Origin of the sequence: Mycobacterium sp. 852002-53434_SCH5985345 (assembly GCF_001667155.1) — a bacterium.
Classification (GTDB): domain Bacteria; phylum Actinomycetota; class Actinomycetes; order Mycobacteriales; family Mycobacteriaceae; genus Mycobacterium.
The window spans coordinates 192,416-205,192 of the sequence record NZ_LZIE01000039.1 but is presented as its reverse complement, the minus strand read 5'-3'; the positions used below and the strand labels follow the sequence as shown (position 1 = coordinate 205,192).

Below are 12,777 nucleotides of genomic sequence, written 5' to 3'. Positions count from 1 at the left end.
CCCCCCCCCCCCCCCCCCCCCCCCCGCGCCCCGGGGGGGGGGGGGGGGGGGCGCCCCCCCCCCCGCCCGGCGGGCCCCCCCCCCCGCCCGGCCCCCACCCCGGCATGACGCCGGGTCCGCGCCCGGGTCCGGCGCCGAAGCCCGGCGTCCGCACCCCGCGCGTCGGCAACAACCCGTTCTCTTCCGCGCAGCCCGTCGACCGGCCGATCCCGCGCCCGGTGCCCCGCCCCGGGGCGCCCCGGCCCGGGGGCACGCGCCCCGGCGCCTCGCCCGGCAACATGCCGCCCCGTCCCGGCGGTGCCGCAGGTCAGGGCCGCCCGGCCCGGCCCGGTGCCCCGCGACCCGGCGGTGGCCGGCCCGGCGGTCCCGGCGGCCGTGACGGCGGCGGCGGCAACTACCGCGGCGGCGGCGGCGGAGTCGGCGCCCCGCCCGGGGGTGGCGGCGCGGGAGGTTTCCGCGGCCGTCCCGGTGGCGGTGGCGGCGGCGGTCGTCCCGGTCAGCGCGGCGGCGCCGCCGGCGCTTTCGGCCGTCCCGGCGGTGCGCCCCGGCGCGGCCGCAAGTCCAAGCGGGCGAAACGCGCCGAGTACGAGAACATGCAGGCGCCGGTCGTCGGCGGCGTGCGGTTGCCGCACGGCAACGGCGAGACCATCCGGCTGGCCCGCGGCGCGTCGCTCTCCGACTTCGCCGACAAGATCAACGCCAACCCGGCCTCGCTGGTGCAGGCGCTGTTCAACCTCGGCGAGATGGTGACCGCCACCCAATCCGTCGGTGACGAGACGCTCGAGCTGCTGGGCAGCGAGATGAACTATGTCGTCCAGGTGGTCAGCCCGGAGGACGAGGACCGCGAGCTGCTGGAATCCTTCGACCTGACCTATGGCGAGGACGAGGGCACCGAGGAAGACCTGCAGACCCGGCCGCCGGTGGTGACCGTGATGGGTCACGTCGACCACGGTAAAACCCGGCTGCTGGACACCATCCGGAACGCCAGTGTGCGCGAGGCCGAGGCCGGGGGCATCACCCAGCACATCGGCGCGTACCAGGTGTCCGTCGACCTCGACGGCACCGAGCGGCCGATCACCTTCATCGACACCCCGGGTCACGAGGCGTTCACCGCCATGCGTGCCCGCGGCGCGAAGGCCACCGACATCGCGATCCTGGTGGTCGCCGCCGACGACGGCGTGATGCCGCAGACGGTGGAGGCCATCAACCACGCGCAGGCGGCCGACGTGCCGATCGTCGTGGCGGTCAACAAGATCGACAAGGAGGGCGCCGACCCGGCGAAGATCCGCGGCCAGCTCACCGAATACGGCTTGGTGGCAGAAGATTTCGGCGGCGACACCATGTTCGTCGACATCTCCGCCAAGGAAGGCACCAACATCAAGGCGCTCGAAGAGGCGGTGCTGCTGACCGCCGACGCCGCCTTGGACCTGCGGGCCAACCCCGACATGGAGGCCCAGGGTGTGGCGATCGAGGCGCACCTGGACCGCGGCCGCGGCCCCGTCGCCACGGTGCTGGTGCAGCGGGGGACGCTGCGCGTCGGCGACTCGGTGGTGGCCGGCGACGCATACGGTCGCGTCCGCCGCATGGTCGACGAGCACGGCGACGACGTCGAGGAGGCGCTGCCGTCGCGGCCGGTGCAGGTCATCGGCTTCACGTCGGTGCCCGGCGCCGGTGACAACTTCCTGGTCGTCGACGAGGACCGCATCGCCCGCCAGATCGCCGACCGGCGCAGCGCGCGCAAGCGCAACGCGCTGGCGGCGCGGTCGCGCAAGCGGATCAGCCTGGAGGACCTGGACTCGGCGCTGAAGGAAACCAGCCAGCTGAACCTGATCCTCAAGGGCGACAACGCCGGTACGGTCGAGGCGCTCGAGGAGGCCCTGATGGGCATCCAGGTCGACGACGAGGTGGAGCTGCGCGTCATCGACCGCGGCGTCGGTGGCATCACCGAAACCAACGTCAACCTGGCGTCGGCGTCGGACGCGGTGATCATCGGCTTCAACGTGCGCGCCGAAGGCAAGGCGACGGAGCTGGCCAACCGCGAGGGCGTCGAGATCCGGTACTACTCGGTCATCTACCAGGCGATCGACGACATCGAGAAGGCCCTGCGCGGCATGCTCAAGCCGATCTACGAGGAGAAGGAGCTGGGTCGCGCCGAGATCCGTGCGATCTTCCGGTCCTCGAAGGTGGGCATCATCGCAGGCTGCATGATCAGCTCCGGGGTGGTGCGGCGCAACGCGAAGGCCCGCCTGTTGCGGGACAACGTCGTGGTCACCGAGAACCTCACGATCAACTCGCTGCGACGGGAGAAGGACGACGTGACCGAGGTCCGCGAGGGCTTCGAGTGCGGTATGACCCTGGGCTACTCCGACATCAAGGAAGGCGACATCATCGAGTCTTACGAGCTCGTCGAGAAGGAGCGCGCCTGATGGCCGACCCGGCCCGGGCGCGCCGATTGGCCAAACGCATCAACACGATTGTCGCCTCGGCGATCGAGTTCGAGATCAAGGATCCGGGCCTGGACGGGGTGACCATCGTCGACACGAAGGTCACCGCCGACCTGCACGACGCGACGGTGTTCTATACCGTGATGGGCCGCACCCTGGACGACGAGCCGGACTACGCCGCCGCGGCGGCCGCACTGGAACGGGCCAAAGGCGCGCTGCGCACTCTGGTGGGGGCGGGCACCGGCGTGCGCTTCACGCCCACGCTGACCTTCACCCGCGACACCACGTTGGACACCGTGGCGCGGATGGACGAGTTGCTGGCGCAGGCCCGCGCCGCGGACGCCGATCTGGCGCGGGTTCGCTCCGGGGCCAAGCCGGCCGGGGAGGCCGATCCCTACCGGGGGTCTAGTGACGAGGACGCCGGTGACGACGACCGACGCGAAGACTGAGCTGGCCCGCGCCGCGGGAGCCGGGGTGCGCATCGACGCCCGCGGCGCGGTCGAATTGCTTTCCGGCGCCGCGACTATCGCGGTGGTCGCCCATGTCCACCCCGACGCCGACACCATCGGCGCGGGCCTGGCGCTGGCTCTGGTGCTGGACAAGTGCGGCAAAAGCGTCGAGGTCGGTTTCGCCGAGCCGGCGATGCTGCCGGAGTCGCTGTCGTCGTTGCCCGGTTGTCACCTGCTGGTCGGTGCTGACGCGATGCGGCGCGACGTCGATCTGGTTGTCACCGTTGATGTTCCGAGCGTCAAGCGGCTGGGCGCGCTGAGCGACCTGGCAGGTCCCGGCCGCGAGTCGCTGGTGATCGACCACCACGCCTCCAACGAGCTGTTCGGGACCGCGAACTTCGTTGACGTGTCGGCGGATTCGACCACGATGATGATCGCCGACATCCTCGACGCGTGGGACAAGCCGATCGAACCGGACGTCGCGCACTGCATCTACGCCGGGCTGACGACCGACACCGGGTCGTTCCGCTGGGCGACCCCCCGCGCGCTCCGGCTGGCGGCCCGGCTGGTGGAGACCGGAGTCGACAACGCCGCCGTCAGCCGAACGCTGATGGACAGCCATCCCTTCACCTGGCTGCCACTGCTGTCACGCGTGCTGGGCTCGGCGCACCTGCTGCCCGAGGCGGCCGGTGGTCGTGGTCTGGTGTATGCCATTGTCGGACACCAGGATTGGGTCACTTCACGCCCCGAGGAAGTCGAAAGCATCGTCGACATCGTGCGCACCACGCAGCAGGCCGAAGTGGCCGCGGTGTTCAAGGAGGTCGACCCGCAGCAGTGGTCGGTGTCGATGCGCGCCAAAGCCGACGTGGACCTGGCGGCGGTCGCGTCCGCGTTCGGCGGCGGCGGCCACCGGCTGGCCGCCGGCTATTCGACGAGCGGGCCGATCGACGACGCGGTCGCGTCGCTGCGTGCGGCCCTGGGCTAGAACGCCCAGCTGCCCGCCCGCTGCAGCACGAACCCGTGGTCTCCACTGGTGGTGTCCAGGCAGGCGACGAGGTTGTCGGCTCCGACGGCGCACGTGACGTTCAGGTAGGTCAGCTTCTGTCCCGCTCCCAGCAACTTGCCGCCCGGCGGCAGGGCGGCCGGGTTGCCGTCGCATCCGCCGTAGGACATGCGGCTCAACTGGTAGCCCGGTCCCTTGAACTCGGCGGAACCCACCAGGCAATCGCCCGGGTGCGGGCGCCCGCCGAGAACGGGAACGTCGTCGATGCCGGGCATGTCGCCCTTGCACTTGATGTCCTGTGACGGCTGCGGCGCAGGCGCCGGGCCGCCATAGAAGTCACACACCAGGCTGTATGGGGTGGAGAAGCTGATCCGCGGCGGGGTGCTCGGGCCACTGCTGATGACGTAGCCGTCCGCCGGGACGGGCGTGAAACCGTCCAGGTTGGGAAATCCCGCCGGCGGCTGCGCGGCCGCGCGCGGCGCTATGCCCGCCACCGTGATCGCCATTGTGACCGCCGCGAGCGCCACGGCGCACGCGAGCAACCTCCCGAGGACGTCCACGACCAAACGCATCAGCTGATCGTATTGGTTGCCGTCAGTTCACCCACAAGCCAGCGGCGATGAGAAGTGAAACAACGCCGATGACCAGGCCCAACGCCGGCCATTTCCACATTCCGGCCCGACGGCGCGTGCCGGCGACCAGTGCCCCGACGCATGACACCAGCAGTGCCAGTGCAATCCCGCCCACGATGACGACGGTCCCGGCGAAGGTGCGATGGACGAAGTGCGTGACGGCTGGGCTGTCACAGTTGTCACTGCAGATCGGCAGCATCAGCCACACCGAGGACAACAACGCCAGGGCGACTGAGACGGCGCTGAACGCCAGCTCCGCGACGAAGAGCAACACCGTCGCGACGATGTCCGCGGTCGGTCGTCGCCACGGTGCGGGCGGCGGAAATTGGATCATCGACAAGGCCGCCGCGACTAGCGGACCTGCGCCCGCCCCCGCTGCAGCACCGCCTCGCGGTTCGCGGCGATGTCGTCGCCGCTGGTCCGGAACTGGCGGGCCGCCATCGCTTCCAGCCACAGCCCCGCGCTTGTCTGCGAGTCGTCGATCCGGTGATAGGACGCCAGCAGCGTGCGCACCGCGTCCTGGTTGTTGCCGACGATCGACGCCGCCACTCCGCGGGCGGCGGGCAGCAGCTGGTCGTGCGGCACCACCTCGGTCACCAGCCCGGCGCGCAGCGCGTCGGTGGCCGACAGGTAGTCCCCGGTCATGCTCATCCGGCGGGCCAGGCCGACCCCGATCTTCTGCGGCAGCCGCACGCTCAGCCCCCAGGTGGGCAGCAGGCCGACCCGGGCGTGAGTGTCGGCGAAACGGGCGTTCTCCGACGCGATCAGGATGTCGCAGTACAGGGCCAGCTCCAGCCCGCCGGTCACCGCGGCGCCGTTGACCGCACCGATGACCGGCTTGCTCAGCGGTGGCCACCGAGGCGAGATGTCCGGCAACGCCGAGGAACCGCCCAACTCCTTGAGATCCAGGCCCGCGCAGAACACCGGGTCGGCGCCGGTGACGATGACGACGTCGACGGCGTCGTCGGTTTCCGCCTCGGCCAGCGCCCCGAAGAACCGATCCCGCAGCGCCGAAGACAGCGCGTTGCGGGACTGCGGCCGGTTGAGGGTCAGGGTGCGCACCCGCTCGTCGGTTTCGATCAGCAGGATGTCGTCGCTCATGAGATCACCGTAATAGGGTCGCCGGCCGCGCCTATCGTTGAGGCATGTGCCGGAACATCACCGAGTTGCGCGGGCTGCAGCCGTCGGCCACCGCCGAGGAAATCGCGGCGGCGGCCCGCCAGTATGTCCGCAAGGTCAGCGGGATCACCCGACCGTCGGCCTCGAACGCCGACGCCTTCGAGGCGGCGGTTACCGAGGTCACCGAGACAACGACGCGGTTGTTGGCGGCACTGCCCCCGCGGCGTCAGCCGCCCAAGACCGTCCCGCCGTTGCGCCGGCCCGACGTCGTCGCCCGGCTGGCCGAGGCGCAGTGACGCTCACCGCGACCACGCCCGCCCTCAAGGAGTGGAGCGCCGCCGTGCACGCCCTGCTGGACGGTCGCCAGCGGGTGCTGCTGCGCAAGGGCGGCATCGGGGAGAAGCGGTTCGAGCTGGCCGCTTCCGAGTTCCTGCTGTTCCCGACGGTCGCGCACAGCCACGCGGAGCGCGTGCGGCCCGAGCATCGCGACCTGCTCGAGGCGGCCGCCGCCGACAGCGCCGACGATCGCCTGGTGATCCGGTCGGCAGCGAAAGTCGTTGCCGCCGTGTCGGTTAACCAACCCGACCGGCTAGGGGAAATCGAGGACCTGCACATCTGGACCGCCGAGTCGGTGCGCGCCGACCGGCTCGACTTCCGCCCCAAGCACAAGCTCGCCGTGCTGGTGGTGTCGGTGCACCCGTTGGCCGAGCCGGTGGAGATCACCCGCACGCCCGACTACGGCGGCTGCAAAAGCTGGGTGGAGCTGCCGATGCGGGCGCCGCTGGCCCCGCCGGTGCACGACGAGGCCGCGCTAGCCGAGGTCGGCGCCCGCGTCCGCCGCGCCGTTGGCTGACAGGTCGAGCGGGCCGACGGGCAGCAACAGCCGGGAGCGTCCGTAGCGCACGGTGTGGGTGGCAGGCTCGGACTGTCGTCCCGTCAGAATCGGTTCGTCGGTGCCCAGGTTGCGCGCGTAACGGGGAAACCAGCTCCCGGCGATCAGCAGACGGATGCGGGAGCCGGCTCGGAAGCGATGGGCGATGCCGTCGAGTTCCACGCGGACGGTCCCCTTCGACGACTTCTTGGCGGTCCGCAACCGCCGGTAGCCGTCGCTGACGTTCTTCGACCGGCCTTTGGCGTCGACCTCGCTCACCCGGACGAAGAGGTCGACGTGGGGAGTGTCGGCGCCGTGCGCCAGCTCGACGGCCGGGCTCCCGTAGACGCACAGGTCGTGAGTGAGGGTGAGGCTGGTGAAGGCCAGCACGTCGTCGCGCGACGCGAGCCGGCTGTCGTCGCGGTAGCCGCCGTTCGGCGACAGCAACGGGCCGCCCGTGGTGGGTGTCGGGTCGGTGGGGTCGTAGCGGAATGACGCCGGCGCCTGCCGCGCCAGGTCCGTCGGTGCGGTCTCACCGAGGTGGCCGCCGGGCCGAAGATACAGCTCGCGCTCGGTGGTGGCGGGCGGCCAGTCGGCCACGTTGCGCCAACTCTGGCCGGTGACGTACGCGTGGACCCGGCTGGGGCGTCGCGGGGCGGGCGCGCCGCCGAGGTGGGCGCCCAGCCAGTCCAGCGACTCCCGGGTGCAGGTACTCAACCCGGTGGTGAGCAGCTGGGTGTGGGTCCAGGGGCCCATGGTCAGCGCGACGTCGACGCCGCGGCCGCGCAGCTGCTCGTATTGCTGCAGCGTCTGCCTGACGAAGATGTCCTGCCAACCGCCGATCAGCAGCACGGGCACGTCGGCCCGGTCCAGGGCGTCGCCGCAGCGCAGGGCGTCCCAGAACGGATCGTTCGGGTCGGTGTGCTCGACCCACGACTCGAACCACGGCGCGCCCGCACCGAGCAGCGCCCGGGCCGTGTCGCCCACCGGCAACCCGAGGGCCGCCTGTGTCACCCTGCTGCGGTTGCGCAGCTGGCGCAGCGCCGACCGGGCGCGCACCGGGTCTTCCTGGTGCGCGACCATGTCGCTCCAGCCCAGGAAGTCGTTGATCGCGAACGAGCCGGTGCCCCACACCGAGGCGTTGAAATCGTGCGGCCCCACGATGACGACCGCCGCGGCCAGTTCCGGCGGGGGATCGGTCATCAGCGCCCACTGGGTGAACCCGAGGTAGGACAGCCCGATGGTGGCGAAGCGGCCGGTGAACCAGGGCTGCTCGCGCAGCCAGGCCACCGTGTCGGCGCCGTCGGCGGCCTCGTTGGCCATCGGTTCGAAATCTCCGCCCGACCCGAACGTTCCGCGGACGCTCTGCAGCACGACGTGGTAACCCCGGGCCGCGTACAGCGCGCCGAACACCAGGGAGAACGGGAAGGAGCGCCCGTAGGGCCCCCGGGCCAGCAGGGTACCGGCCGGGGAGTCGGTGTTCGGCGTGTAGTGATCGGCCACCAGGTCGACCCCATCACGCATGGGCACCCGGACGCGTTCGACGGTGTACTCGGTGGTCGCCGGCGGCAGGCCCAGCAGCCGGCCCACGGCCTTCCCACCGAGGTGTCGCAGGGCGTGCAGCGGGGGCTTGGCGGGTCGCGTCGAGGTGATACTCACGGTGCCCAGGTTAAGGCCCGCGTGGACTTCAGAACTTGTAGTAAGGCGCGAGGTCGTTGGCCCGCTGCAGATTGGTGGACATGCAGTCGACCTCGGGATTGGAGTAAACGGTCGAGTAGTAGAGCGCCTGCTGCAGCACGCCGTAACTGGTCTTGAACGCGACCATGCAGGAGTAATACCAGTAGCTGTTGTGATACGTCGGCTTGAGCACCCAGTACTGCGCGGCGCGGTGGCCGGCGATGGTGGTCTCGACGGCGTCGGGAGGCAGCGTCTCCTCGTAGGTGCGCCAGATGATGGGCTCGACCGCCACCTGGTAGTTGCCCGCGTCGAAGTGGCAGCGCAGGCCGTCTTCGTGCTCGGGCGGTGTGAACCCCAGCCCGAGCCGCTGGATGACGTCGAACGGGATGTCCTCGCACGCGTCGAATGGGCGCGGGTCGGTGGTCGCCACGATCGGGCTCTTCATCGTGGTCTCCATCGGCGCCGCCGTCGAGCGCAGCTCGACGCGCCCGCCCCCGGTAGGCCCCGGCGCGGCACCCTGCCACCCGGCCGTTCCGGCGATGGCCGCCGCGACCACGGCACCGATCGCCCCGATCAGACGCACCTTGGCGAACACGACACCCCCTGACGGCTCCCTGGCTCCTGCCGGGAGTGTACAAGTCGCCTCCCGCGCGGTCACCGTTAAACGAGAACACGTTCCAATGCCGGCGAGCAAGGCGCGGCCCCAACCGGGCCCGCACCGCGGGTCATTAGGCTGGTTAATCGTGGCTGGGCAAAATGCGGGGCAGGAATCGACCAACGGCGGGCAACCCACGCTGTGGGCCGTCTCCGACCTGCACACGGGTCACCTCGGCAACAAGCCGGTCACCGAGTCGCTGCACCCGTCCTCGCCGGACGATTGGCTGATCGTCGCCGGCGACGTGGCCGAACGCACCGACGAGATTCGCTGGGCCCTCGACCTGCTGCGCCGGCGCTTCGCCAAGGTGATCTGGGTGCCCGGCAACCACGAGTTGTGGACCACGACGCGGGATCCGGTGCAGATCTTCGGGCGGGCCCGCTACGAGTACCTGGTCCACATGTGCGACGAGATGGGCATCGTGACGCCCGAGCATCCCTTCCCGGTGTGGACCGAGCGCGGCGGCCCGGCCACGATCGTGCCGATGTTCCTGCTCTACGACTACAGCTTCTTGCCCGAGGGGGCGGCGAGCAAAGCCGAGGGCCTGACCATCGCGCGGGAGCGCAACGTGGTCGCCACCGACGAATTCCTGCTGTCGTCGGAGCCGTACCCCACCCGCGAAGCGTGGTGCCAGGAGCGGCTCGCCACCACGCGGACCCGCCTCGAGCAACTCGACTGGATGACGCCGACCGTCCTGGTGAACCATTTCCCGCTGGTCCGCGAGCCCTGCGACGCGCTGTTCTACCCGGAGTTCTCGCTGTGGTGTGGGACGACCAAGACCGCCGACTGGCACACCCGCTACAACGCGGTCTGTTCGGTCTACGGTCACCTGCACATTCCGCGCACCACCTGGTACGACGACGTGCGCTTCGAGGAAGTGTCGGTGGGATATCCGCGGGAGTGGCGGCGCCGCAAGCCGCACAGCTGGCTGCGCCAGGTGTTGCCCGACCCGCAATACGCGCCGGGCTACCTCAACGACTTCGGCGGCCATTTCGAGATCACTCCCGAGATGCGGCAGCAGGCCGCGCAGTTCCGGGAACGGTTGCGGCAGCGGCAATCACGATGACGGACAAGCTGGTTTCCTCGGTACTGCCCGACATGGGCGAGCTCGCTTATTCGGAGCTGTATTCCGACCCGCCCGACCTCGTTCCCCTGCCCGAAGAGGAGCCGCTGATCGCCAAGTCGGTGGCCAAGCGGCGCAACGAGTTCGTCACCGTCCGGCACTGCGCCCGGGTCGCGCTGGGCGAGCTCGGCCTGCCGCCGGTGCCGATCCTCAAGGGCGAGAAGGGCGAACCGTGCTGGCCCGACGGCGTGGTGGGCAGCCTCACCCACTGCACCGGCTATCGCGGCGCGGTCGTGGGTCGCACCGAGGCGGTGCGCTCGGTGGGTATCGACGCCGAGCCGCACGACGTGCTGCCGGACGGCGTGCTGAACGCGATCAGCCTGCCCGAGGAGCGACACGAGATCACGACGTTGCCCGCAGGCCTGCATTGGGACCGAATCCTGTTCTGCGCCAAGGAAGCAACGTACAAGGCCTGGTTCCCGTTGACCAAGCGCTGGCTAGGTTTCGAGGACGCCCACATCGTGTTCGACCTCGACCCGCCGGACGGGGAGACCACCGGGGTGTTCGTGTCCAAGATCCTGATCGACGGGCAGACCCTCGACGGCCCACCGCTTACCGCGCTGAGGGGCCGGTGGTCGGTCGAGCGGGGACTGGTGCTGACCGCCATCGTGCTATGAGTGCGGGGCCCGGCCCGGGATTGGTCGTCGTCGACAAGCCGGCCGGGATGACCAGTCACGACGTGGTGGGGCGCTGCCGCCGTATCTTCGCCACCCGCCGGGTGGGACACGCCGGGACGCTGGACCCGATGGCCACCGGGGTGCTGGTGATCGGCGTCGACCGCGCCACCAAGATCCTCGGCCTGTTGACGGCGGCCGCCAAGTCGTACACCGCCACCATCCGGCTGGGCCAGACCACCTCCACCGAGGACGCCGAAGGGGAAGTGCTGCACAGCGTCTCGGCCGCGCACCTGACGCGCGAGGCGATCGCGGCCGCGGTCGCCGGCCTGCGCGGGGACATCCAGCAGGTGCCGTCGGCGGTCAGCGCGATCAAGGTGGACGGGCGGCGCGCCTATCGGCTGGTTCGCGAGGGCCAGAACGTCGAACTCGAGGCCCGGCCGGTGCGCATCGACCGGTTCGAGGTGCTCGATGTTCGGCCCGGATCCGACGTCGACGGCGTCATCGATGTTGATGTGGAGGTCGACTGCTCGTCGGGAACCTACGTTCGCGCGCTGGCCCGCGACGTCGGCGCCGCGCTCGGCGTGGGCGGGCACCTGACCGCGCTGCGGCGCACCCGGGTCGGCCGCTTCACCCTGCAGCAGGCCCGCTCGCTCGACGACCTGGCCGAGCGGCCCGGCCTGTCGTTGACCCTGGACGAGGCGTGCCTGCTGATCTTCCCGCGCCGCGACCTGACCGCCGGGGAGGCCGAGGCGGCGGCCAACGGGCGAGCGCTCGCGCCTACCGGCATCGACGGGGTTTACGCCGCCTGCGACGCCGCCGGCCGGGTGATCGCGCTGCTGCGCGACGAGGGCGCACGCACCAAGTCGGTGGTCGTGATCCGCCCGGCGACGCTGTAACGGGCTTGGAGGGTCCCCACCGAGGGGCCGGCGGGGTTAAGTTGCACACTGGGGGTCTGGCCGTTGGAAAGGGACAAAGATGTCTAACAAGGTGTACGTCGTCGGCGTCGGCATGACGAAATTCGAGAAACCGGGCCGCCGCGAAGGCTGGGACTACCCGGACATGGCGCGCGAGTCCGGGACCAACGCGCTGGCCGACGCGGGGGTCGACTACCGCGAGGTGCAGCAGGGCTACGTCGGCTACGTCGCCGGTGATTCGACGTCCGGGCAGCGGGCGCTCTACGAGCTGGGCATGACCGGGATCCCGATCGTCAACGTCAACAACAACTGCTCGACCGGCTCGACCGCGCTGTTCCTGGCGGCCCAGGCCATCCGCGGCGGGATCGTCGACTGCGCCATTGCGCTCGGATTCGAGAAGATGCAACCCGGCTCGCTGAGCGGCGGCGCCGAGGATCGCGAATCGCCGATGGGCAAGCACGTCAAGGCGATGGCCGCTATCGACGAGTTCGCGATGCCCGTCGCGCCCTGGATGTTCGGCGCCGCCGGCCGCGAGCACATGCGCCAATACGGCAGCACCGCAGAGCATTTCGCCAAGATCGGCTACAAGAACCACAAGCACTCAGTCAACAACCCGTTCGCGCAGTTCCAGGAGTCCTACACGCTCGAGGACATCCTGGCGGCGCGGATGATCTCCGACCCGCTCACCAAGCTGCAGTGCTCGCCCACATCCGACGGCTCCGGCGCGGCGATCCTGGCCTCGGAGAGCTTCGTCGACAGCCACGGGCTGGCCGGCCAGGCCGTGGAGATCGTCGGCCAGGCGATGACGACGGACTTCGCGTCGACGTTCGACGGGAGCGCCAAGAACCTGATCGGCTATGACATGAATGTGCAAGCGGCGCAACAGGTCTACGACCAGTCCGGGCTGGGCCCGGAGGACTTCCAGGTGATCGAGCTGCACGACTGCTTCTCGGCCAACGAGCTGCTGCTCTACGAGGCGCTCGGCCTGTGTGGCCCGGGCGAGGCGCCGAAGCTGATCGACAACGGCGACACCACCTACGGCGGACGCTGGGTGGTCAACCCGTCGGGCGGCCTGATCTCGAAGGGGCATCCGCTGGGCGCGACCGGGCTGGCGCAATGCGCCGAGCTGACCTGGCAGCTGCGCGGCACCGCCGACAAGCGTCAGGTCGACAACGTCAGCGCCGCACTGCAACACAACATCGGGCTGGGCGGCGCGGCCGTCGTCACCGCGTACCAGCGCGCCGAACGCTGACCACGCGGCGGCGACCCGCTT

The 12,777-nt window shown here is 70.4% G+C and carries 14 protein-coding genes; 9 read left to right on the top strand and 5 right to left on the bottom strand.

All coding sequences use genetic code 11. From position 1 onward, the window contains the following. The 3 genes from infB to A5756_RS08795 form a co-directional block, all read left to right on the top strand. Nucleotides 1-2,426, top strand: a 2,426-nt coding sequence (gene infB / locus A5756_RS08805; RefSeq protein WP_066950682.1) for a translation initiation factor IF-2, incomplete at its 5' end; no start/stop codon positions are given. Beyond that, nucleotides 2,426-2,893, top strand: coding sequence for a 30S ribosome-binding factor RbfA (rbfA, locus tag A5756_RS08800; protein WP_066950570.1), 468 nt, complete (start codon nt 2,426-2,428; stop codon nt 2,891-2,893). The genes infB and rbfA, both read left to right, overlap by 1 nt. After that, nucleotides 2,868-3,878: a bifunctional oligoribonuclease/PAP phosphatase NrnA gene (locus A5756_RS08795; RefSeq protein WP_156659344.1), complete on the top strand. Its 1,011-nt coding sequence runs from the start codon at nt 2,868-2,870 to the stop codon at nt 3,876-3,878. Before rbfA ends, A5756_RS08795 begins: the two co-directional genes overlap by 26 nt. Here A5756_RS08795 and A5756_RS08790 read toward each other — a convergent pair. The 3 genes from A5756_RS08790 to A5756_RS08780 are packed head-to-tail and all read right to left on the bottom strand — an operon-like array spanning nt 3,875 to nt 5,629. Next, the gene (locus A5756_RS08790) at nt 3,875-4,468 is read right to left on the bottom strand and encodes a hypothetical protein (RefSeq protein WP_066950565.1); all 594 of its coding nucleotides are present in this window, start codon (nt 4,466-4,468) and stop codon (nt 3,875-3,877) included. The genes A5756_RS08795 and A5756_RS08790 overlap by 4 nt on opposite strands. 22 nt (nt 4,469-4,490) lie before the next feature. Next, nucleotides 4,491-4,862, bottom strand: coding sequence for a hypothetical protein (locus tag A5756_RS08785; protein WP_066950563.1), 372 nt, complete (start codon nt 4,860-4,862; stop codon nt 4,491-4,493). 17 nt (nt 4,863-4,879) lie between these two features. Further along, nucleotides 4,880-5,629: an enoyl-CoA hydratase gene (locus A5756_RS08780; protein ID WP_066950560.1), complete on the bottom strand. Its 750-nt coding sequence runs from the start codon at nt 5,627-5,629 to the stop codon at nt 4,880-4,882. 44 nt (nt 5,630-5,673) lie between these two features. On the opposite strand from A5756_RS08780, the gene A5756_RS08775 reads away from it, so the two are divergent. After that, nucleotides 5,674-5,943, top strand: coding sequence for a DUF2277 family protein (locus A5756_RS08775; protein WP_066950557.1), 270 nt, complete (start codon nt 5,674-5,676; stop codon nt 5,941-5,943). Beyond that, entirely contained in the window at nt 5,940-6,500 is a 561-nt protein-coding gene (locus A5756_RS08770; RefSeq protein WP_066950555.1) for a DUF1802 family protein, read from the top strand. The genes A5756_RS08775 and A5756_RS08770 overlap by 4 nt, the downstream gene beginning before the upstream one ends. Here the strand turns inward: A5756_RS08770 and A5756_RS08765 are convergent. Continuing rightward, nucleotides 6,459-8,177, bottom strand: coding sequence for a CocE/NonD family hydrolase (locus A5756_RS08765; protein WP_066950552.1), 1,719 nt, complete (start codon nt 8,175-8,177; stop codon nt 6,459-6,461). The genes A5756_RS08770 and A5756_RS08765 overlap by 42 nt on opposite strands. Before the next feature lie 28 nt (nt 8,178-8,205). Then, the gene (locus A5756_RS08760; RefSeq protein WP_066950550.1) at nt 8,206-8,790 is read right to left on the bottom strand and encodes a DUF3558 domain-containing protein; all 585 of its coding nucleotides are present in this window, start codon (nt 8,788-8,790) and stop codon (nt 8,206-8,208) included. A 148-nt stretch (nt 8,791-8,938) separates the two neighbouring features. On the opposite strand from A5756_RS08760, the gene A5756_RS08755 reads away from it, so the two are divergent. From A5756_RS08755 to A5756_RS08740, 4 genes are all read left to right on the top strand, one after another. Further along, nucleotides 8,939-9,916 carry a metallophosphoesterase gene (locus tag A5756_RS08755; RefSeq protein WP_066950548.1) on the top strand — a complete coding sequence of 326 codons (978 nt, stop codon included), beginning with the start codon at nt 8,939-8,941 and terminating at the stop codon, nt 9,914-9,916. Then, nucleotides 9,913-10,590 (top strand): 4'-phosphopantetheinyl transferase, encoded by a 678-nt coding sequence (locus A5756_RS08750; RefSeq protein ID WP_066950545.1) that lies wholly within the window; start codon nt 9,913-9,915, stop codon nt 10,588-10,590. The genes A5756_RS08755 and A5756_RS08750 overlap by 4 nt, the downstream gene beginning before the upstream one ends. Continuing rightward, on the top strand, nt 10,587-11,486 hold the full coding sequence (gene truB / locus A5756_RS08745) for a tRNA pseudouridine(55) synthase TruB (protein ID WP_066950542.1): 900 nt from the start codon (nt 10,587-10,589) through the stop codon (nt 11,484-11,486). Before A5756_RS08750 ends, truB begins: the two co-directional genes overlap by 4 nt. A 79-nt stretch (nt 11,487-11,565) precedes the next feature. Further along, nucleotides 11,566-12,756, top strand: a complete 1,191-nt coding sequence (locus A5756_RS08740) for a lipid-transfer protein (protein ID WP_066950538.1) — start codon at nt 11,566-11,568, stop codon at nt 12,754-12,756. Nucleotides 12,757-12,777 lie beyond the last annotated feature (21 nt).